This is a genomic window from Arcanobacterium ihumii (assembly GCF_900604515.1).
Classification (GTDB): domain Bacteria; phylum Actinomycetota; class Actinomycetes; order Actinomycetales; family Actinomycetaceae; genus Arcanobacterium_A; species Arcanobacterium_A ihumii.
Genome location: NZ_UWOS01000003.1, coordinates 213,522 through 235,441 on the forward strand (window position 1 = coordinate 213,522; position 21,920 = coordinate 235,441).

Consider the following 21,920-nt stretch of genomic DNA (forward strand, 5'->3'; position numbering starts at 1 on the left):
GTTGGCTTATAAAGTCTGCCGATCACAAAGCCTAAAATTGACCTTGCATCTACTTGACTTCGGTTGATAGCTAGTCTGCCTTGGATAATGCCGCTCGGCTAGGCTTTTACACCGATAGCCCAATATTCAGCTTCGAGTGAAGCAAGCTCGAAAAAACAAGAGTCGGTAAATCGAGAGTGTGGGAGGGGTAACCTCATTGGTTGCCCCTCCCACACTCTCGATGGTTGGGTACCCCTTATTCAGCTAGGGCACCCAACCGCTTATCAGCGCACGATGATCATAATGCGAAAGCTTGCTTCATTTCAGGCTGTGGTTGCGCGCTGTGCACCACGCTCGATTGCTGCCGGAGACTCATTAGAGATTGCCGCACGACCAGCTTCAAGACGAGCAACTGGCACGCGGAATGGCGAACAAGAAACGTAGTCCAAACCGATCTCGTGGAAGAAGTGGATCGAGACTGGATCACCTCCATGCTCACCACAAACACCGAGGTGAAGATCTGGGTTAGCTGCACGTCCACGCTTTGCACCCATCTTCACCACGGAACCAACTCCACGCCAATCAATTGACTCGAACGGCGAATCTCCGAATACACCATAATCGAAGTACTCATTGAAGAACGCTGCTTCGACGTCATCACGCGAGAAGCCCCACGTGGTCTGGGTAAGATCGTTCGTTCCGAACGAGAAGAAGTCTGACTCCACCGCAATACGGCCAGCAGTAACAGCTGCACGCGGAAGCTCAATCATATTACCGATTGGTAGATCCAGCTCCACACCAAATTCTTCGGAAACTTCCTTGATGATCTCAAGTGCCATATCGCGCACAATCTGCATTTCGCGAACCGAGCCGATGAGTGGCACCATGATCTCCGGACGTGGATCCTTACCCTGCTTCTTCAGCTCAGCACACGCTTCAGCAATTGCGCGAACCTGCAACTTAATCAAGCCAGGAAGCTTGAGGCCGAGGCGAACGCCACGCAATCCAAGCATTGGGTTCTGCTCATGGTTTGCCTTCACTGCAGCAAGCAGCTTCTTCTCAGCTTCAGTAACCTCTTCGCCCTTTGCTTCCTTAACCGCAAGCTCAACAGAGAGCTCAGTGAGGTCAGGCAAGAACTCGTGCAAAGGAGGATCGATCAGGCGAACAGTAACCGAAAGTCCGTCCATCGCATCAAAGATTCCGATGAAGTCACCCTTCTGAAGTGGCATAAGCGCGTCAAACGCAGCTTGCTGCTCCGCATCCGTCTCAGCAAGGATCACTGCTTCAATCAGCTTGCGGCGATCACCAAGGAACATATGCTCGGTACGGCACAAACCAATACCCTCTGCTCCGAATTCACGTGCGCGTTGTGCGTCTTCTGGGGTGTCGGCATTAGCGCGAACCACCAAGTGACGCTTCTCGTCTGCGCGGGAAAGAATATGATCAACCGCAGTAACAAGTTCCTTGGTGTCTTCATCCGGGGAAGCTGCAAGTCCAGCTTCTAGGCCCTTGGAGATGTAGGTCATTACTGGTGAATCAGTTACAGGAACTTCACCTTCAAAGATTTCACCGGAGGTTCCGTCAATAGCGATAACGTCGCCAGCCTTGTAGGTAGCATCTTGCGACTTCACATATACAGTACCTGCAGCTTCATCAACCAAGAGGTCTTCTGCACCAACAACACAACAACGGCCCATGCCACGAGCAACAACAGCCGCGTGTGAGGTCTTTCCGCCACGAGCTGTCAAAACGCCCGAAGCAACAACCATTCCTTGCAAGTCATCTGGGTTGGTTTCGCGACGAACTAAGATGACGGAGGCGCCTGCTTGGGTACGAGCTACAGCCTGTTCGTTGTTAAGAACAATCTCACCAACTGCTGCACCTGGCGATGCTGGCATACCCTTGGAAATAACCTTCTTTTCAGCAGCCTTGTCGAACTGTGGGAAAAGAAGCGAGGTGAGCTGATCACCGGTAACGCGAGTAACCGCTTCATCGTGTGTAATCAAACGCTCGTTAACGAGCTGCTCAGCGATGCGGAACGCAGCCGAAGCAGTACGCTTTCCAACACGAGTCTGAAGCATCCAAAGCTTTCCTCCCTGAATGGTGAACTCGATATCGCACATATCACGGTAGTGGGTTTCGAGCTTCGTCATGATTGCACGAAGTTCGTCATAGGAGGTCTTATCGATCTTTTCAAGATCGGCAAGCGAAAGGGTGTTACGAATACCCGCAACAACGTCTTCGCCTTGTGCATTCTCAAGGTAGTCGCCGTAAACACCGGAGTGACCGGTTGAAGGGTCACGGGTAAAGCAGACGCCGGTACCAGAGCCTTCGCCCATATTTCCAAACACCATAGTCTGTACGTTAACAGCGGTACCTAAATCGTTTGGAATGTGCTCACGACGGCGGTAGATGCGAGCACGATCAGTGTTCCATGAACGGAATACCGCTTCAACAGCCATATCAAGCTGGAAACGAGGATCTTGTGGGAAATCCTTACCGGTTTCCTTCTTGACGATCTCCTTGTATTCAACAACGAGTCCCTTGAGATCTTCGGTGGTCATGTCAAGATCACCCTTGTATCCCTTGTGCTCTTGCAAACCATGAAGAGCATCAGAGAAAAGATCGCCTTCGATATCCATAACCGTTTTACCGAACATCTGAATGAGGCGACGGTATGAATCCCATGCAAAACGCTCATTTCCTGATTTTTCAGCCAAGCCCTGCACTGACTCATCGTTCAAGCCAATGTTCAGAACAGTTTCCATCATGCCTGGCATAGAGAATTTTGCACCCGAACGAACCGACATCAATAGTGGATCGGATGAATCTCCAAGCTTCTTACCCATCGTCTGCTCAACGCTACGAATAGCAGCAGTTACCTCAACATCCAGAGTTTCTGGAACATTTCCCTGACTTAGGTATGCACGGCAAGCTTCAGTGGTGATGGTAAATCCGGGAGGAACTGGAAGACCAAGGTTGGTCATTTCTGCAAGGTTCGCACCCTTACCACCGAGAAGATCCTTCTGATCCTTATCTCCCTCGGTGAAGTTATATACATACTTCGTCATTGATTTCCCTCCGTTGGGATGGTTATACGTAGCAGCGGATCGTCAACCGCTTTTCTTCATCGCCGAATAATTCGGTCCGCGGTATATATTACCTCACCACATATTTCAGAGGGTAACTGAGTTAACATTTAACGCTGGCACAATTGTGCGGGTTCATGCAAAAATGTGATGACACAACTTTCAACTAGTCTTCGTAGTTAGCGCATCCCCTTGCTTCGCTAGCCACGGTCTATATAAAACCAACGGTAATTAAGATACCTAACTCGCCACCACGAAAGAGGACGGTTCATGACACTCCTTTTAGCCGTCCTTTACGCTGCTTTTATCTCCCTTGGACTTCCCGATGCCGCGATCGGTGCCGCGTGGCCATTCATTGCTCCGAACCTCGGAGCAGACCCAGCGGGCGCGGGTATCATCACCATGATTGTTTGCATTGGTACCATCAGCTCCTCGTTCGCTTCGGTGCATTTACTTGAGAAATTAAGCACCGTCAAGGTTTCCATCATTTCGGTTGCACTTACCGCAATAACACTCTTGGGATATGCGTTTTCGCCGTCGTTCCTGTGGCTATGCATCCTTGCTCTCCCACTCGGACTCGGTGCTGGTGCGATAGATGCAGCCATCAACGCTTTCGTCTCGATCAACTACTCAACTCGTCACAACAACTGGCTTCATGCCTGCTGGGGCGTCGGAGCCTCGTTCGGTCCGTTGATCGTTGGATGGTGGCTCGAATCACGAGGCGAATGGCGTCCTGCTTATATTACTCTTGCCACCTTGCAGTTCTTACTTCTGGTTCTGCTTGTATTTTCGCGTAGCTTATGGACGCAAGCCCCGTCCTCTTCTCACCTCAGCGATAGCGACGACGCCGACGCACCTCGCCTTCCTTGGCACAAGCTCCCGCACATCTGGCCGATTTTGCTTGGATTTTTCCTCTACTGTGCAATAGAACTGAGTGCAGGATTATGGGGTGCTACCTTCTTGGTAGACCATCACAGCATCTCTCCTGGTCTTGCAGCGATGGGAGCCTCCGGGTTCTACCTTGGAATTACTGGTGGTCGCTTCATCGCTGGGATTGCCGCCGAAAGAATGACGAATATCCAGCTTCTCCGAACCGGTTCGGCAATTATGCTTCTTGGAGGGGCGACGACACTCATTTCACCGAGCGCACTCATAGCGGTTACGGGCTTTGTTCTTATCGGCTTCGGTTGCGCTCCAATTTATCCCGTAATCCTGAAGGAGACACCGCGCAGATTGGGCGTTGCCAACACCCAACGCGCTATGGGTCTCCAGATGGGCTTCGCTTACACCGGTCAGTTGTTGATGCCACCAATCGTTGGGCTCTTAATGACGCGGATCGATTCCGTTGTAATGCCTGTATTCGCGCTCACCAGCACAGTGATCATGATAGCGTGCCACGAGCTCGTTGAAATCAAGGTTTCTGAGCGCACTACCGAACAGGGGTGAATACTCCCACGTCCAACGGTTAAGCTATCCCCCAAGCTCTTAGAAGTGCGGCAGTAAGCGCACCTAGAATAACAACCACAAGGAAAGGTGCTCGTAACCACAGTGCCACCCCTGCCACAATTAAAGCCGCAAGGCGCGCATCGATATGAATAGCTTGACCTATAGACAACGCATTTGAGGCAATGAGTGCCACAAGCAAACCGATGGTAACCGCGCCCGCCGCGCGTTCAATTACTGGAGTCGCAAGTACATCGTGGGGAATGAGATAGCCCAATAATTTAGTTGCGAATGCCAGAGTACAAGCCAAAAGAATCCATGCCCACATCAGAACTTCGCTCTTTTCCTTAAAATCCCCCAAAGGGCTGCGAAAGCCGCGGTGACCAAGATCGGAGTTCCTGGAGGTAATACCGGAATCACAGTCGCTGTGAGTAGTCCACACGCAACAGCTAAGGCAACTGATTCTGCTGATCGAAGTCTTGACCAGAGCAATCCGAGGAAAGCTGCGACTGCTGCACCGTCTAATCCTAGGGTTTGTGGATCCCCAAGTCGTTCACCGAGCACTGCCCCGAGCAGAGTAAATAGATTCCAGCAGATGAAAACACCCCAACCTGTGTACCAGAAACCCATTTGTTTTGCCTCGGGATCGACTTGCGATGCGCTTACTGCCGTTGATTCATCGATCGTTAGGTGAGCTGCCAAAAACCGTTGTGAACCGAATGGATTGAGCATGACATTATTTTGCATTCCGTATACAGCATTGCGCACACCTAGGAGAGTAGATGCACCTACAGCAGTACTACCTGCACCACCGGTACCAATCACTCCGATGAAGGCAAACTGTGAACCACCGGTAAACATGAGCAGGGAAAGGGCAACCGTCTGCAACACAGACAATCCAGAGGCAACCGAAAGCGCACCAAAAGAAATACCGTATAAACCGGTTGCTAAAGAAACCGAGGCTGCAATCTTCTTCACAGGATGGGTTAAGAAGGATACTACCTTGCTAAGTCGACCTGACCAGCCAGCACGATGCTTATTCGTGTTCATAGCAGTCCTATTTTGTTCCCAGTACTTCGGCTCGCGCATCCACAAATGCCGCAATGGCCGCATCAAGGTCTTCGCGGCTGAGCTTCGCGTTGAGCTGTGTTCTGATACGCGCCTTGCCGGCTGGTACCACAGGATAGGAGAAGGCGCGCACATATACACCCCGCGCCAATACGGCGTCGGCCATCTTTGCCGCAATAACTGCATCACCAAGCATCACCGGAACAATCGGATGAGTGGACTCAGGGATTTCGAATCCTTCTTCAACCATGCGCTTACGGAAATACTCGGTATTTTCCTTCAACCGCACCAGCAACTCAGAGGACTCTTTAAGAACTTCGATTACCTTTTGGGTTGCACCCACGATAGCGGGTGCAAGGGAGTTAGAAAAGAGGTATGGGCGCGATTTCTGGCGCAAAGTTTCAACGATTTCAGGCCGTGCACAGGTATAGCCACCAGATGCGCCGCCAAGTGCCTTTCCAAGCGTTCCCGTAAGGATATCAATCCGCTCACTGACACCGAAGTATTCTGGGGTTCCGGCACCTGTGTCTCCCATGAAGCCAACGGCATGGGAATCATCGACCATCACTAAAGCGCCGTATTTATCTGCAAGATCGCAAATTTCTGGGAGTGGAGCTAGATAACCGTCCATGGAGAAAACACCATCGGTAGCGATCACAGTAAAGCGAGCCTTCGCCGTCGCCTCTTGAAGCTGAGCTTCGAGGTCAATCATGTCGCGATTCTTGTATCGATAGCGTGCAGCCTTAGATAAACGCACACCGTCGATAATCGAAGCATGGTTTAGCTCATCGGAAATAATCGCATCCTCGGCACTAAATAGGGTTTCAAATAGTCCACCGTTTGCATCGAAGCACGAGGAATAAAGGATCGTATCCCATTCGCCGTCAGCAGCTTCGGGATGAAGGAAGCTAGTTAGGGAACGTTCTAGATCAGTGTGCTGAGTCTGAGTTCCACAAATGAAGCGAACTGAGCTCATTCCAAAACCCCACGAATCCATCGCAGATTTAGCAGCTTCGATGAGCTCAGGAGAATCAGCTAGACCAAGATAATTATTTGCACAAAGATTGAGCACCTCACGACCGTCCTCAACACCGATATGGGTTGACTGAGCTGTGGTAAGGGCTTCTTCCCCCTTATAAAGACCCTGCGAACGCAGATCGTCAAGTTGCTCGCGCAAGAAATCGCGCATCTTCGGATAGGTTTCCTTGCTCATTGTACATCCTCCCAGTTCATAACAACTTTTCCTGATCTTCCATTGGCTGCGATCGCGAAGGCTTCTTCGTATTCGGTGAACGGAACACGATCGGTGATGACGCCCGAGATATCGAGTCCAGAGCTCACAAGTGCCGATGCCGCGTACCACGTTTCAAAGATACGCCGTCCGGTTACTCCTTGAATCGTGAGCATATTGAAAATAACAGTAGTTAGGTCAAGTGAAACTTCAGAAATTGGGGTACCCAGCAATGCCATACGGCCACCGTGAACCATATGGTCAATCATGGCGCGAATAGCAATGGGCGATCCGGACATCTCAAGACCTACATCGAAACCTTCTTTTAGCCCCAACGCGGAGAACAGCGATTTGAGCTCGGTATTGCCAACATTCACAGTGTTCTTGATGCCAAGCCGGTGTGCTAAGGCAAGACGTTCATCAGAAAGGTCGGAAAGAACAACATTTCGAGCACCTTGGAACTGTGCTACAAGCGCTGCCATGATTCCGATTGGACCCGCTCCAGAAACCAAAACGTCCTCTGCTAGGCAAGGGAATTGAAGTGCAGTGTGAACAGCGTTTCCGAAGGGATCAAAGATTGCCGCAACATCGAGATCAATCGATTCAGGGTGCACCCAGACGTTCCCTGCCGGGAAAACGAAATATTCGCACATTGCGCCATCAACGGTATAGCCAATTCCTTTGGTATTAGCACAAACTTCACGTCGCCCAGCCAAGCAAGCACGGCAACGACCACATACGTAGTGCCCCTCACCTGAAACAATTTGCCCGATTTCAAGTCCGGTAACGAGCTCACCTACTTCAACGATTCGCCCGCAGAACTCATGACCGATTATTCGGGGTGTCTGCACTGCTTTTTGCGCCCATGGATCCCATCGTTGGATATGAACATCGGTACCACAAATTCCTGTGCGTAGCACTTTGACTTTTACATCGTTCGGACCGACTTCTGGTTCAGGGATATCGATCAGTTCAAGACCGACTTGCGGTTTGGTTTTCACCAAAGCTTTCATGTGATTCTCCGTTGTTCTTACTCAGATTCAAGCAGTTCTTTAGCCAAATCCACGATCCGGGCACGAAGCTCGTCCCTAATCAGATTCATCCGTTCTTCACCTTCGATACCTCGTAACGACGGCTCGTCTGTGTCCCACCGTTGAATCAGGGATTTTTGCCCAGGAACACCCTCAACCTGAGCCTCCTTGCCGATAATAACGACGGCGTCAGCGTTACGTAACACCTCAACATCGATTGCTTTAGGATACTCACCTTCAAACGTTGCTCCCAGCTCACCCACGCTGGTTTCGGACTCTGAATTCAAAGTCTTACCCGGGGTTGTCCCTGCTGAATAAACGGTGATGGAATCACCGTAGAAATGCCGCATGAGTGCAGCAGCCATCTGGCTCTTGCCGGCATTCTTTACGCAAATAAATAGCACCGAAGGTTTGTCCACGAGCGTCTCCTTGATCTGCTCAGCACAAAAGCATTACGTATGTTTCCTTGTCGAGTGTCATCTTAGTCGATCGACTCAAAAGATAATCATCCATCTGGCAGATTGTTAATTGCGTTGCCTCGGCTAGCGCCGCCGTGGCATCTCACCCCAGAGAAATACGCGAAACGCGGTAAACTAGAGATAGATTTCTAAGGCAACGCCAAAAGGACCGCTGTGGCTACAACTCTCACTCCAGAATTCATCGTTCCCGAATTGGAACTACGTGATTTAGCCCGGAAAATGGGGCGGCTCGAGGCGATGGCATTCGACGTCGACGGAACTCTAGCTAACGCACAATCCTATGTTTCAGATAGAACTATTGCGGCAATCCGCGCACTAAGCGAACGAGGTGTAGAACCAATCATCGTTACTGGGCGACTGTGGGACGCGGCGGCGGAAATCATGCGCCGAGCCGGCCACGAAGGCATTGCCATTGGTTCTAACGGTGCTATTATCGGGCATTCTGATACCGGTGAGATCTTTTATTCACAACCTTTAGATCCAGATGAATCTAAGAAAATTACTGAGATCGGTAGGAAATACCACCTCATCACTACTTTGTTTTCCGAAGACTCTATCTACGTTGAACAACTTGATATGAATAGTGATTTCCTTCAAGGAGCACACAAGGATCTGCCGATTAAGGTGCAGAAATTTGAAACTGTTGACCCAACACACATCTACAAAATGATGTTCGGTCACGTGGATGCGAATTATCTAGATCAGATCTCTCCAGAGTTATCAGAGATCTGCCCTAATGCTCAACGTTCAATCGACAACTTCTTTGACATTGCGTCTCTTGGAGAAGGCAAAGACAAGGCCATGAAGATCGTTTCTGAAAAGACGGGAATCAATCTGGAGCGGGTTGCGGGATTTGGCGACGGCGGAAACGACGTTGACTGGCTGAAACTCGTTGGCTGGCCGATAGCTATGGGAAACGCACGATCCGAAGTGAAGGACATAGCTAGGGCAACGATTGGTCATCACAGTGACGATGCTGTTGCCGCTTTCCTCGAAATTTACGTTGAGGAACTCGATCAAAATTTCGAAGCCTGAAACGAATACTCTTTACGGTTAAGGGGCGCTACCTTCGAGGTAGCGCCCCTTAACTCTGTTCTTATTCCTCAGTCAATAACATCTGCGTTCTGCTGAGCGACTTGCTCACTTGTTTGTTTAGATTCGCCGTCGCCCTCTGGAACCAGAGTGGTTGGTTGCGCGAGCCCGTCAATTTGTTCGCCACCGGCTCCACGCTTAACACCTTCTGGAAGCTGAAAGTCCGAATCATATCCGGCAAAAGTGAAAGTAACCGGATCAGCTTCCTTGTCCACGTCAACCACAATAGTTTGACCAGCGGAGAATTCCCCGAATAGAAGCTTCTCAGATAGAACATCTTCGATATCGCGCTGGATCGCGCGACGCAACGGGCGAGCACCGAGAACTGGATCATAACCACGATCAGCAAGGAGCTGTTTAGCATCCTGTGAGAGCGCGAGCGACATACCTTGGTCGTTCAAGCGCAGATCAAGCTTTCGAACCATCAGATCCACAATCTGAAGAATCTCTGGGCGCTCTAGCTGTGGGAATACAATAATATCGTCCACACGGTTAAGGAATTCCGGACGGAAGTGGTTCTTCAGTTCTTCGTTTACGCGAAGCTTCATACGCTCGTAAGAAGTAGCTACGTCCCCATCAAGCTGGAATCCAGTAGCCACACCCTTAGCGATATCCTTAGCACCAAGGTTGGTGGTCATGATGATGATCGTGTTCTTAAAGTCAACAACTCGACCCTGCGAATCCGTTAAGCGTCCTTCTTCAAGAATTTGGAGTAATGAGTTGAAAAGGTCCTGGTGGGCTTTTTCAATTTCGTCAAACAAAACTACTGAGAACGGCTTACGGCGAACCTTCTCCGTGAGCTGACCACCTTCGTCGTAACCAACGTATCCCGGAGGAGCTCCGAACAGACGCGAAACCGTGTGCTTCTCTTGATATTCAGACATATCGAGGGTAACAAGCGCTTCTTCATCTCCGAACAGGAACTCCGCCAGAGCTTTTGCAAGTTCTGTCTTTCCAACGCCAGTTGGACCAGCAAAGATAAAAGATCCACCTGGACGGTTTGGATCTTTTAGACCCGCACGGGAGCGGCGGATCGCTTGAGAAATCGATTTCACGGCATCATGCTGACCAATAACACGCTTGTGGAGCTCGTCTTCCATGCGTAGGAGCTTGGCAGACTCCGCCTCGGTGAGCTTGAATACCGGAATTCCGGTAGACATAGAGAGTACTTCTGCAATGAGGTCTTCATCTACAACGGAGACGACGTCAAGGTCACCATCCTTCCACGCTTGCTCGCGCTCAGAACGCTGTGTAGACAGCTGTTGTTCTTTATCACGCAAGGCAGCAGCCTTTTCGAAGTCTTGACCATCAATAGCAGCTTCTTTATCAGCACGCACTAAAGCGATTTGCTCATCGAGCTCACGAAGTTCCGGAGGAGCAGTCATCTTTTGGATTGCTAAACGAGCACCGGCTTCGTCAATAAGGTCAATTGCCTTATCCGGCAAGAATCGATCGTTGATGTAGCGATCTGCCATCGTTGCGGCAGCTTCAAGAGCTTCATCTGTAATCGTCACGCGATGGTAAGCCTCGTAGCGGTCACGCAAACCTTCCAAGATCGCAATGGTCTCCTTAACAGAAGGTTGCTCAACCTGAATGGGCTGGAAGCGACGCTCAAGTGCGGCGTCTTTCTCAATGTACTTGCGGTATTCGTCCAGCGTAGTTGCACCGATAACCTGTAGTTCCCCACGGGCCATCATCGGCTTCAACAGTGAAGCAGCGTCAAGAGCACCTTCAGCTGCACCGGCTCCAACGAGGGTGTGAATCTCATCAATGAAAAGAATAATGTCACCACGCGTGTTGATTTCCTTGAGGATCTTCTTCATGCGATCTTCGAAGTCACCACGGTAACGGGAACCTGCCACAAGGGAACCCATATCAAGAGAGTAAAGCTGCTTTTCTTTCAACGTTTCTGGAACATCGCCTGCGGAAATCGCTTGGGCTAGGCCTTCAACCACTGCAGTCTTTCCTACACCTGGCTCACCGATCAGAACAGGATTGTTCTTGGTACGACGTGAAAGGACCTGCATTACACGCTGGGTCTCGTTGTGACGTCCAATTACAGGATCAAGCTTGTTTTCGCGCGCGGACTGCGTAAGGTTACGGCCATACTGGTCCAGAATCGTGGAGCCACTCTTGCCACCGTCACGTTGCGAACCAGCACCGACGCCGACCGCCTCCTTACCCTGATAGCCAGACAGAAGCTGCGTAACCTGGTTACGAACCTTAGGAAGATCTGCACCAAGCTTCACAAGAACCTGGGCAGCTACGCCTTCTTGCTCACGGCATAAACCAAGCAAAAGATGTTCGGTGCCGATATAGGAGTGCCCGAGTTGCAGACCTTCACGCATCGCGTACTCAAGTACCTTCTTAGCACGAGGAGTGAAAGGAATGTGACCCGAAGGTTCCTCTTGACCTTCACCGATAATATCTACGACCTGCTCGTGAACAGCATCAAAAGAAACATCGAGAGCCTCGAGAGCCTTAGCTGCTACGCCTTCGCCCTCTTTAATGAGACCGAGCAAAATATGCTCGGTTCCCAAATAATTATGTTTCAGGTTACGTGCTTCTACCTGAGCCAAAACAATCACTCGGCGAGCTCGGTCTGTAAACCGTTCGAACAATGTGCTCTCCTTGGTTATTAGGAAATTGGAAAGATAATAAGTTGTGACGCGAATACACAATAAAGTGGATCATTGCCAACACAACTTTGACTAACTAACACTTTATTGCGCGTCTACAAGCATTCAAAACCATTTCGCCACTGGCGTGACTTGACAAAACTGGTGAGGATCGTGGATTAACCGGAAATATATCCGGATGGTTCACAATCCTCACCAGTTTTCGAACAATTTCGAAAGCGCGTATTTACACCTCAGCAATTATCGTAAACGGCCCATCATTGACCAGTGATACATCCATCATCGCACCAAACTCGCCCGTTTCCACAGTGAGACCGTAGGCACGAACAGCTGCAACGACGTCGTCAAACAACGGCTCAGCAACTGTGCCGGGCGCGGCTTTGGACCACGAAGGCTTCCGACCTTTCCGCACGTCAGCATATAGCGTGAACTGGGAAACTATAAGAACCGGCGCCCCGCTTTCCTCAGCAGAAATGCGGTCATTCGGTTCATCCGAGCCACCGGGCGAACGCAGCAGTTTCAACTGGGCAATCTTGCGCGCGATCTTCTCAACCTGCTCTGGACCATCATCGTGAGTCACTCCAAGTAGAACACAAAGACCTGCTCCAATAGCTCCAACTTCACACGCTTCACCTGTCGATTCGTCAACTACCTCGACGCTAGCTCGCTTTACTCGTTGAATAACGGCTCGCATTACCGTGCTCCTTTGCGCAAATCAGCGCCAGGTCGTTCCGAAGGTGAAACCGACGACTTACCTTCGGGTGCCACGATCGGTTCTTGGTTCGCTACAAACCCACCTACCGTGAGCTGCTCTTCAATACTGACAGAACGCTTTATCAGTGCCAAACCAACCGGACCGTCTTCACAGTCACGTGCCACCGAAGTCAAAACACCAACCTTGCGCTCCCCTCGGAAAACATCACTTCCAGGTGTTGGGAGATCCCCCTCTGGCCCCTCTAAATACAGATAGGTGAAACGACGTGGCGGCCGGCCAAGGTTAACCAGTTTTGCCACCGTCTCTTGACCACGGTAGCAACCCTTATCCAAGTGAACTGCGGTTCTGATCCAGTCCAGTTCGTGCGGTAGTGGCATATCCGCAGCGTCAAGGCTCGGACGCGGGCGCCAATCAGCTATTCGAGCCGCCTCCCACGCAATAAGACCCGCCGTTCCATAACCATTCTTCAATAGATCAGCAACGACGCAGGAGCTATCGTCGCTATCAAAGGCAAGTAATGTACGGTGTGAGTTTCGAGCCGGGTGTTCGTCATCAGAAATTCCGTAGTCCGCACCTCCGTCAACGGTCCGCGGCCACGGGTCCTCCCACGTGGTCATTGCTCGGGCTACTGCGCCTTCATCCAATTCTCCGAGTGGTGCCATGAACCCAAGAACGATAGCTGGGACACGAGTGATTTCAACGCGCATCATGAATTTCATGGACTCTAGAAAGTCAATAAGTGGTTGCGACTTTCCCTGGTCTGTAAACATCCAAATTTTGGTACCGTCGTCTGTCACCGCCGCAGCATGTTCAATATGTCCATGGGGATCAAGAATCAACATCTCGCGCGACTCACCATCCGCCACATTGTTAAACGGGCACGTAGAGAGGTTATGGAGCCAGTTCTTGCGGTCAGCACCAGAAACTGTAACTACCTCTATTAGCGATAGATCAGTAAATGATTTTCCACGCTTCAGTGCGTCTTCCTCCGCGAAAGGATTGCCAAAATGCGCCGGTACCCCAGCGTCGTCGTCCATCACTGGATTAGGAAGCAAGGAGTACATCAGTTCTCCTCGGACTGTGCGCCGGCTGGACCGGTTTGTGCATCCACCGAATCATCGAATTGGCGAGAGAGCTTACCGGCAAGGTAATTACGCATTTCAAAGCCAAAAGCTTCCATGTCGTAGGCATAAAAGAGGTCCGATGATACGTTTCCAGCGATAATCTTAGCGCCATTAAGCTCTGCACCCGATTCTGATCGCGCGATAGCATCGGTAATGAGCTGAAGGCGTGGGCCATTTACAAGGCCAAACCAAACTTGGCTGGTTCCGGCAGGTGAGGCAAGCATCGCTTCAACTTCTGAAGCGCCGTCTTCACGCTTGGTAACGTTCGGATTAACTCGCAAATAGCCACTGGAGGTGGACCATTGAATATCCTTGGTCAGGCGATTGTAGGTTTCTTGTCCACTGGCCTCTTTATCTACGACTTCTGGAGACTCTTTAGCCAACCAAATGGTGGAATTAAAACGAAGGTAGGGACCGCCGTCGTTGTTATCAATTCGTAGTTCATGGATATAGGCCGACGCCGGAACGTTGTCGTATTCCATTACGCCGCCGCCGTACCAAGAATCGACGAGCCAACCTAAGGGATAGTTTTCAGGAGCTAAATTTTCAGGGAGTCTCATTACCATAGAGACAAGGCTAGTCGAGAATTAGCCCGACCGCTAAGGCGACCATGCCCAAGGCTGAAATCGGCACAAAGATTCGCGCAATATTAGGTAAAATTTTACCCGCTCGGAAGATGTCCGTGACGGCACGCCTCGTGAGCTGGAATGAGGTTGGAACTGCAAAACCTACAAGCACGCCGCTCCACCAAGGAAGAGCGAGAATAAGAGCTGCGGCAATTCCCGCCACAATACCATTCAACAGGGAAACGAACTCCAAGCTTCGCGTCGGGAAGGCATGGATAACAGAGACGACGGCAATGATCAGCGTCATCATAACCGTCACTTTAATGCCATCGGTGAGATACGAGGTATGGATCCACAGCGAAAGTGCCGTCAGGAGCGTAATGCCGAGGTAGGTTCCTGCAATTTGCTCAAGGCGACGAAACGCATTTGCCGGCCTGAGCATTTCAGCGATGAATACGACGACGATCCCGAAGGCAGCTACGAGAGCTGTAAGTACCATTGATCCCCAGATACCCGCGGCTACTAGCAGAAGAAATACGATCCCAAGCGCCGAATGCGCAGTTGAACGGTTAGGAAGGTTGAGGAGCGTTGTCCAGCCAATTATGAGGAGTGAGCCAAAAAGAATTACCACTACGACCATGCCCCACGGCGCGGTAATTGCGCCGATGGCCAACAATGCTGCCGAAAGTATACTTGCTAGAGATCGAATGTAGGAAAAACTGAGTCCAGCAAATTCACCATCGTCAAGATTGTACGAAGCTTCGTCGCGCGGCTCATTGTTGTGGTCAGTCACAGTGAAATTGTGCCACGGAATTACAGAGAGTAGCAATTACCTAGGAAAATTGCCCAGACTCATTAGTAATCTATCCCACAACTCACCCATAATTGAAGTATTTTCGACCGCACGTTTGTGCATTCGTATTCGGATTGACCGGAATACGTGCGGGTTTTCTATCTGGACGGAGTACCTCTTCTGGGTTACAGTTATGGCAAGACACCGGATCGCGAAAGCCCCGGGCTCCAATAATTTGCCGCTACGAGCGGCCTTCGCGCCGACAGGCGCTCTCGGGTTCGGTGTCCTTAACTTTCGGGTGGGAACGGTCCGTTCCCACCCGATTTTCTTGGGAAGAACGTCCCGCCCAGCTCGGTAGTACAGGCAATTTTCGTTACAGCATCACGTGATTATGCACGAGCGGTAAACCCTTAGTGCAAAGTTGTTTTATTCTTAGTTTGTCAATCGTTCACCTTTTGTTTAGGGGAAACTGTGGGACTTCGTAAGTTCTCGGGCGGCCCAACCGTCACTCAACTCATCGCTGACCAGTCCGAACACCTTGTTAGGGCCGCAAATGTACTCGCACAAGTAGCTTCTGCAGAGCCAGAAGCACGTGCAGAGCTAAATAAAACGCTCCATGATATTGAAAATGACGCTGATGAAGCTTGCCATCGAGTTTTACAAAAAGTTAACTCTAGCTTCGTTCTTCCGTACGATCGTGAAGACCTATTCAGTCTTACGTCTCTGATCGATGATTGCGTTGACCTCATTGACGAATCAGGCGACAACATGGTGCTGTACAAGGTTGCTTCACTTCCAACTGAAGCCCATAAGCTTGTTGACATCATTAATGACTGCGCTCGAATCACATTCGATGCACTGTCAAAGGTTGATTCCATCGACGAGCATATGCGCGCGTACTGGGTAGAAATCAACCAGCTCGAGAATCATGGTGACACCGTCTACCGTGGCCTGATCTCTGAAATCTTCTCCTCATCGGAGAATCCAATGGAAGTACTCAAGATGAAGTTTGTGCTTGACAAGCTTGAATCAGCAATCGATCGCTTTGAAACTCTTGCTGCCGTAGTCGAGACAATCGCCATCAAGGAGTCCTAATCGTGGATATCACCTTATTTTTGGTGTCCCTTATCGTTGTCATTGCACTTGTTTTTGATTTCACCAACGGTTTTCACGATGCGGCAAACGCAATTGCCACCTCGGTGGCAACTCGAGCACTGTCTCCACGCGCAGCGCTCGGAATGGCCGCGATCATGAATTTTATCGGCGCCTTATTGGGAACCGGTGTTGCAGAAACAATCGGTTCAGGCATTGTCAGTCCTCCGAAAGACAACGCTGGACTCGTCGTCGTACTTGCTGGCTTGCTCGGAGCTATCGCGTGGAACTTGATCACCTGGTGGTTCGGCCTTCCGTCGTCGTCGTCGCACGCACTTATCGGCGGACTTACCGGCGCAGGACTCGTTGCATCTGTAACCGTGTACTGGGGTGTTATTGGTTCAAAGGTAATCATTCCAATGTTCCTATCCCCCATCGTCGGCTTTGGATTGGCATACGTGCTAATGAAGCTGACGATTGCATTGCTGCAAAAAGCTACCTATCGCAAGACAATGCGTAACTTCCGCCATGCACAAACGGCATCGGCAGCAGCTATGGCACTTGGTCATGGTCTCCAAGACGCACAGAAGACCATGGGCGTTATCGTTCTTGCTCTGGTTGCGGGAGGATACTGGCACGATACCTCGATCCCGACGTCAATCAAGTTGGCTGCAGCTACCGCGATTTCACTCGGTACCTACACCGGTGGTTGGCGCATCATGAAGACGCTGGGTTCCAAGATCATCGATCTTGACCCTGCTCATGGATTCGTCGCCGAAGGTGTTGCAGCGAGCGTACTCTACACAACTGCATTCTTGTGGCATGCGCCAATCTCCACCACCCACACAATCACTTCCGCGATTATGGGTGTTGGCGCTACTAAGCGTCGTTCAGCTGTGCGTTGGGGTGTTGCTGGAAACATCGTGGGAGCATGGTTCTTAACAATGCCAGCGGCTGCTCTCTTTGCAGCGATCTTCTACTCCATATTCCAAGTATTCATCTAAAGCTCGTTGGTTCCTCTTCCTTGAGCCGATTTTGACCGTTGCCAACTAGGAGCTCGACTGTTAACAACACCGTAATAAACTAAAGCTGAGGGGGATGTTAGTTGCCAATTATCCGGCAACTAACATCCCCCTCAGCTTTAAGCTCACTGGCTCAAAATCACCCAAATCGACCAGAAACGTAATCTTCAGTTTCCTTCTTTGACGGATTTGAGAACATCTTTTCGGTGTCGTCGTATTCAACGAGATGGCCGGGTTTTCCGGTTCCTTCGATATTAAAGAATCCAGTCTTGTTGGAAACGCGTGCCGCCTGCTGCATATTGTGGGTAACGATTACGATCGTATAGTCTTTCTGCAACTCCTGCATAAGATCTTCGATCGCAAGAGTAGAAATTGGATCAAGGGCCGAACAAGGTTCATCCATCAGAAGAACATTTGGCTTTACTGCAATTGCGCGGGCAATACACAAACGCTGCTGCTGTCCACCTGAAAGCGATGAGCCTGGACGATCAAGACGGTCCTTAACTTCGTCCCAAAGATTAGCCCCACGCAAGGACTCCTCGACCACCTGCTCCGCATCTGACTTGGAAATCTTACGGTTATTAAGCTTCAACCCGGCTAGAACGTTATCCGCAATAGACATAGTTGGGAACGGGTTGGGACGCTGGAAAACCATACCAACATGCTCGCGAACCCGAACCGGATCCACGCCTTCGGCGTAGATGTCTTCACCGTCAATAATCACTGAGCCTTTGGAATATGCTCCTGGGATGACTTCGTGCATGCGGTTAAGTGAACGCAGGAACGTTGACTTTCCACAACCCGATGGGCCGATAAGCGCGGTAATGGAACGTGGCTCAATGCCCACATTAACATTCTCCACGGCAAGAAAATCGCCATAGTAGATATTAAGGTTTGAGACCTGAATTCCTTCTTGCACGTATATATCCTTTCTGCGCGGCACAAGCCGCATTTGTTATGCGGTTGGAGCCTCTCATTCACCCTTTGGAGCGAACTGCTTTGCGATCCAACGGGCAGCAAGATTGAGAAGTAGAACGATCAAAATAAGGAGTAGTGCACCCGCCCAAGCCGTAACTTGGTGTCCCTTGGTGTATTCGTTGTACACGTACACGGGGAGGGTGAGCATCTGTCCTTGGAACATATTCATATTGTAAACATCTGTGGTACCTGCAGTGATCAAAAGCGGAGCTGATTCCCCAATAACACGAGCTACTGCGATAACAATGCCAGAAACGATTCCGGATAGTGACGTGCGAAGAACAATCTTCACAATAGTCCCCGCCTTTGACACACCTAGTGCATAAGAAGCTTCGCGCAGATCTTTAGATACTAGGCGCAACATTTCTTCAGTATTTCGAACCACGATCGGCGTCATCAGCACGACGAGCGCAACAGAACCCATGAAGCCCGATTTAAACTGGGTATCACCAAACAGCTGGAGATTGATCATCGGGATCATGGCAGCAGCGAACAAGCCGGCAACAATCGACGGAATTCCCGTCATAACATCCACCAAGAATGTAATAACCTTTGCAAATGGACCACGGCCATATTCAACAAGGTAAACCGCGGTGAGGACACCGAGTGGGATGGAGATAAGAGCGGTGACGCCAGTGATTAGTAGAGTTCCAACGATGGCATGCCCTGCGCCGACGATCGTGCTTGGATCGGAAGAACCGAAAGTGGTTGCGGTGAAATATCCACCTTCAGTCAAGCGTGCCCAACCATTAACAATAACGGTGTAGAGCAAGGATACAAGTGGAATAACCGCCATAACGAAAGCACCGATAATGACGTTGGTCGCAAAGCGATCGTTGCCGTAGCGCCGTCCCTCAACTACGTAGCCTGCGATACCGGCGATAATGAGAAAGACGAGCGCTGCAATTATGCCAGCACCAACGTAGTCTGGCTCCTTTTGCCCAAAGACGAAGAAAGTTGCGGCGAATCCAATGGCAACTGCACCGGCAGCAAAATTAAACCAAGTTGGAAGGTAGCGCTGTTTGCGAGCCATTTCTGAACGCGTACGTGCGTTTGAATTATTCGATTGCGGCGATACAGGCGCAGGCGATGGAGAAGAAACTGTGGTACTCATGCATTTGCTCCAGAGAATTCTGCGTAACGGCTAACGATCGCACGCGCAATGAAGTTCACTACGAAAGTGATAACGAAAAGAATGAAACCTAGCGCGATTAGGAAGTCTGATTCTAGGCCTGAAGCTTCAGGGAATCGCAATGCGATCTGGGAGGCGATCGTCGAGTGCTGCCCCGGTGAAAGAATCTTGAAATTCACCATGAGACCCGGCGATAGCACCATAAGCAAAGCCATCGTCTCACCGAGCGCACGTCCCAAGCCTAGCATCGAAGCAGAAACGATTCCCGAGCGTCCGTGAGGAAGCACAACCATCTTGATCATTTCAAAACGAGTGGCTCCCAAAGCAAGAGAGGCTTCTTCTTGGAGGCGTGGAGTTTGCAAGAATACTTCACGGCAGAGCGAGGTAATAATCGGCAAGATCATCACAGCTAGGATGACTCCACCCATGAGGATATTACGAGCTGGCGGGGTAAACGCAAGCACATCGGGATGTAGTGGCCACCAGTCATAATTCTGTGCCATGGTGCTGAAACCGGGAAGTCCGCCATGCCATATTTCTTTGCCGTCAACCATCTCTTTTGAACCGGAAATAAATTCAAGGACAGGCGTGAAAGTTTGTGAAATCCAATGAAAAATTTGACGCATAAGCGGCTCAAGTGCCCACATACCCCAGATTCCGAAGACGACGGATGGGATAGCTGCAAGTAGGTCAATAATGTAGCCGAACAGAGATGCCATTCTTCGAGGCGCATAGTGCGAGATAAATAGAGCAATACAAACCGCGAACGGAACCGCGATGATTAGTGCGATAAATGAAGCAAGTAAAGTTCCAAATAGTGCCGCACCGGCAAAATGCCAAAAACTTTCGCCTCTTGCAAAGCCAACCTCTGAGGCAATCGTTTCAGTCGATGCGAAAAGCGCATTCTTCGATGAGAGTAGCAAGAAGATAGCAACTGCAGCCAAAAGCAACAGAATTAATGCGCCAGCGCCGGAAGAAAACCACCGGAATACCTGGTCAGCTCGGCTACCCTTAGCGACTGGTGACCAAATCGCATGAGGTTTTTGCTCGTCGTATTTTTTCTGTTCCAAATTCACATCTGCGCGTTTCTGTGTGCCTGTAGCGTCTATTCGCAATGACGTCCCCGATCCTTTTTAAGATCCTCTTCGCGTCTACAAGATATTCATTATCTTGCAGACACGATTCTGTGGACCAACCTGATCAAGGTTGGTCCACAGAATCTTTAAATCAGCCCTTGATCTGGTTGATCGCTGCTTCTACCTTAGTACGAAGCTGATCGGAGATCGGAGCGTTTCCGCCCTTAGACTTCGAAGCTGCCTCTTGGCCTTCCTTCGAAGCAATGTAGGAGAAGTAGGACTTAACGTTTGTTGCGTCCTTGGCATCCTTGTAGGTGGTACAACCGATGAGGTAGGAAACCATCACGATTGGGTAAGCACCCTTAACTGAACCGTCGCGCTTAAGGTCAACAGTGAGACGACGCTCGCTCGCATCCTTGGTAGATGCAGATCCGTCAACGATCTTTGCAGCAGCTTCTGGCGAGTACTTCAAGAACTCACCGGAAACTTCAACAGCGGCTGCACCAAGTTCGCCGATCTGAGAAGCATCAGCGTAGGTGATTGCGCCAGGCGTGGATTTTACAAGGTTAACAACACCCGAGGTCTTTTCAGCGGACTGGGTTCCCGTACGTGGCCATACACCAGATGGCTTATAGGTCCATGCACCATTCGATGCTGCGGCCAAGTAGTGCTGGAAGTTCTCGGTGGTTCCCGAATCGTCTGCACGGTTCACTGGAATGATGTCAAGTTCAGGAAGCTTTGCGTCCTTGTTGAGATCTGCAATAGCTGCATCGTTCCATTTGGTGATCTTGCCGTCGAAGATCTTCGCAATTACTTCTGCAGAAAGGTTAAGTGACTTAATTCCATCAAGATTGAAAGCAACCGCGATTGGAGAAATGTATAGAGGGAGCTCGAGTGGCTCTTGACCCTGGCAACGTTCGGTAGCTTTGGTGATTTCTTCTGGTTTTAACATTGAATCCGAACCAGCGAATGCAACCTTGCCAGCGATAAACTGATCACGACCAGTTCCAGAACCAGTTGGATCATAGTTAACGACAACGCCCGAGTCCTTTGTGAAATTATCGCGCCAAGCCTGCTGTGCGTTTACCTGTGAAGATGCTCCTGAACCATTGAGGGTTCCGGTGGATTTGCTTGTAGACGATGACTTCGCATCGTCTGAATTCTTCGTATCAGCTGATGAGCATGCTGCAAGTCCAAGAGTAAGAACTGACAGAGAGGCAATTGCTGCGTATCCACGTTTGATATTCACTATTTGTTCCTTCGTGTACGGGAGCGGAGGGAAACCCCCTCAACCACCTCAACTGTAAAGAAGGAAAATTAACTAAAATCCGCATTTGGGTTAACGTTTGGTAAACGTTTTAGTTCACGTGT

Annotated in this window: 19 protein-coding genes; 4 read left to right on the forward strand and 15 right to left on the reverse strand. The window is 50.2% G+C overall.

What is annotated here, in order from left to right:
- Positions 1-302: 302 nt before the first annotated feature.
- Entirely contained in the window at positions 303-3,050 is a 2,748-nt protein-coding gene (gene ppdK / locus EIH22_RS08300; RefSeq protein WP_124055342.1) for a pyruvate, phosphate dikinase, read from the reverse strand.
- 288 nt (positions 3,051-3,338) lie between these two features.
- Between ppdK and EIH22_RS08305 the strand changes: the two genes are divergently transcribed.
- Positions 3,339-4,514: an MFS transporter gene (locus EIH22_RS08305; protein ID WP_124055343.1), complete on the forward strand. Its 1,176-nt coding sequence runs from the start codon at positions 3,339-3,341 to the stop codon at positions 4,512-4,514.
- Between the two features lie 19 nt (positions 4,515-4,533).
- On the opposite strand, the gene EIH22_RS08310 is transcribed toward EIH22_RS08305, so the two are convergent.
- Genes EIH22_RS08310 through EIH22_RS08330 form a run of 5 tightly spaced genes read right to left on the reverse strand, consistent with a single transcriptional unit; the run spans position 4,534 to position 8,260 of the window.
- The gene (locus EIH22_RS08310) at positions 4,534-4,839 is read right to left on the reverse strand and encodes an AzlD domain-containing protein (protein WP_124055344.1); all 306 of its coding nucleotides are present in this window, start codon (positions 4,837-4,839) and stop codon (positions 4,534-4,536) included.
- Positions 4,839-5,561, reverse strand: coding sequence for an AzlC family ABC transporter permease (locus EIH22_RS08315; RefSeq protein ID WP_124055345.1), 723 nt, complete (start codon positions 5,559-5,561; stop codon positions 4,839-4,841). Before EIH22_RS08315 ends, EIH22_RS08310 begins: the two co-directional genes overlap by 1 nt.
- A 7-nt stretch (positions 5,562-5,568) precedes the next feature.
- Positions 5,569-6,792, reverse strand: coding sequence for a glycine C-acetyltransferase (locus EIH22_RS08320; protein ID WP_235001834.1), 1,224 nt, complete (start codon positions 6,790-6,792; stop codon positions 5,569-5,571).
- A complete protein-coding gene (gene tdh, locus EIH22_RS08325; protein WP_124055346.1) occupies positions 6,789-7,823 on the reverse strand; it encodes an L-threonine 3-dehydrogenase in 1,035 nt (344 codons plus the stop codon). Before tdh ends, EIH22_RS08320 begins: the two co-directional genes overlap by 4 nt.
- Positions 7,824-7,840: 17 nt before the next feature.
- On the reverse strand, positions 7,841-8,260 hold the full coding sequence (locus EIH22_RS08330; RefSeq protein WP_200829224.1) for an arsenate-mycothiol transferase ArsC: 420 nt from the start codon (positions 8,258-8,260) through the stop codon (positions 7,841-7,843).
- A gap of 213 nt (positions 8,261-8,473) precedes the next feature.
- Here EIH22_RS08330 and EIH22_RS08335 point away from each other — a divergent pair, with 213 nt between their 5' ends.
- Positions 8,474-9,355 carry an HAD family hydrolase gene (locus EIH22_RS08335; RefSeq protein WP_124055348.1) on the forward strand — a complete coding sequence of 294 codons (882 nt, stop codon included), beginning with the start codon at positions 8,474-8,476 and terminating at the stop codon, positions 9,353-9,355.
- 68 nt (positions 9,356-9,423) lie between these two features.
- Here EIH22_RS08335 and EIH22_RS08340 read toward each other — a convergent pair whose 3' ends face one another.
- The 5 genes from EIH22_RS08340 to EIH22_RS08360 form a co-directional block, all read right to left on the reverse strand.
- Positions 9,424-12,033 (reverse strand): ATP-dependent Clp protease ATP-binding subunit, encoded by a 2,610-nt coding sequence (locus tag EIH22_RS08340; RefSeq protein ID WP_124055349.1) that lies wholly within the window; start codon positions 12,031-12,033, stop codon positions 9,424-9,426.
- Between the two features lie 244 nt (positions 12,034-12,277).
- Positions 12,278-12,745 carry a D-aminoacyl-tRNA deacylase gene (gene dtd, locus EIH22_RS08345; RefSeq protein ID WP_124055350.1) on the reverse strand — a complete coding sequence of 156 codons (468 nt, stop codon included), beginning with the start codon at positions 12,743-12,745 and terminating at the stop codon, positions 12,278-12,280.
- Complete coding sequence (gene ygfZ, locus EIH22_RS08350; protein ID WP_124055351.1) at positions 12,745-13,830, reverse strand: CAF17-like 4Fe-4S cluster assembly/insertion protein YgfZ; 1,086 nt, start codon at positions 13,828-13,830, stop codon at positions 12,745-12,747. Before ygfZ ends, dtd begins: the two co-directional genes overlap by 1 nt.
- A complete protein-coding gene (locus tag EIH22_RS08355; protein WP_124055352.1) occupies positions 13,830-14,456 on the reverse strand; it encodes an FABP family protein in 627 nt (208 codons plus the stop codon). Before EIH22_RS08355 ends, ygfZ begins: the two co-directional genes overlap by 1 nt.
- A 10-nt stretch (positions 14,457-14,466) precedes the next feature.
- Positions 14,467-15,249 carry a hypothetical protein gene (locus EIH22_RS08360; protein WP_124055353.1) on the reverse strand — a complete coding sequence of 261 codons (783 nt, stop codon included), beginning with the start codon at positions 15,247-15,249 and terminating at the stop codon, positions 14,467-14,469.
- Between the two features lie 471 nt (positions 15,250-15,720).
- Between EIH22_RS08360 and EIH22_RS08365 the strand changes: the two genes are divergently transcribed.
- Both EIH22_RS08365 and EIH22_RS08370 read left to right on the forward strand, forming a co-directional pair.
- The gene (locus EIH22_RS08365; protein WP_124055354.1) at positions 15,721-16,344 is read left to right on the forward strand and encodes a DUF47 domain-containing protein; all 624 of its coding nucleotides are present in this window, start codon (positions 15,721-15,723) and stop codon (positions 16,342-16,344) included.
- A 2-nt stretch (positions 16,345-16,346) separates the two neighbouring features.
- Positions 16,347-17,345, forward strand: a complete 999-nt coding sequence (locus tag EIH22_RS08370; RefSeq protein ID WP_124055355.1) for an inorganic phosphate transporter — start codon at positions 16,347-16,349, stop codon at positions 17,343-17,345.
- Positions 17,346-17,502: 157 nt separating this feature from the next.
- On the opposite strand, the gene pstB is transcribed toward EIH22_RS08370, so the two are convergent.
- The 4 genes from pstB to pstS form a co-directional block, all read right to left on the reverse strand.
- Complete coding sequence (gene pstB, locus EIH22_RS08375) at positions 17,503-18,282, reverse strand: phosphate ABC transporter ATP-binding protein PstB (RefSeq protein ID WP_124055356.1); 780 nt, start codon at positions 18,280-18,282, stop codon at positions 17,503-17,505.
- A 54-nt stretch (positions 18,283-18,336) separates the two neighbouring features.
- A complete protein-coding gene (gene pstA / locus EIH22_RS08380) occupies positions 18,337-19,455 on the reverse strand; it encodes a phosphate ABC transporter permease PstA (RefSeq protein ID WP_124055357.1) in 1,119 nt (372 codons plus the stop codon).
- A complete protein-coding gene (gene pstC, locus EIH22_RS08385) occupies positions 19,452-20,549 on the reverse strand; it encodes a phosphate ABC transporter permease subunit PstC (protein WP_124055459.1) in 1,098 nt (365 codons plus the stop codon). The genes pstA and pstC overlap by 4 nt, the downstream gene beginning before the upstream one ends.
- Positions 20,550-20,700: 151 nt before the next feature.
- A complete protein-coding gene (gene pstS, locus EIH22_RS08390) occupies positions 20,701-21,798 on the reverse strand; it encodes a phosphate ABC transporter substrate-binding protein PstS (RefSeq protein WP_124055358.1) in 1,098 nt (365 codons plus the stop codon).
- Positions 21,799-21,920: the final 122 nt, after the last annotated feature.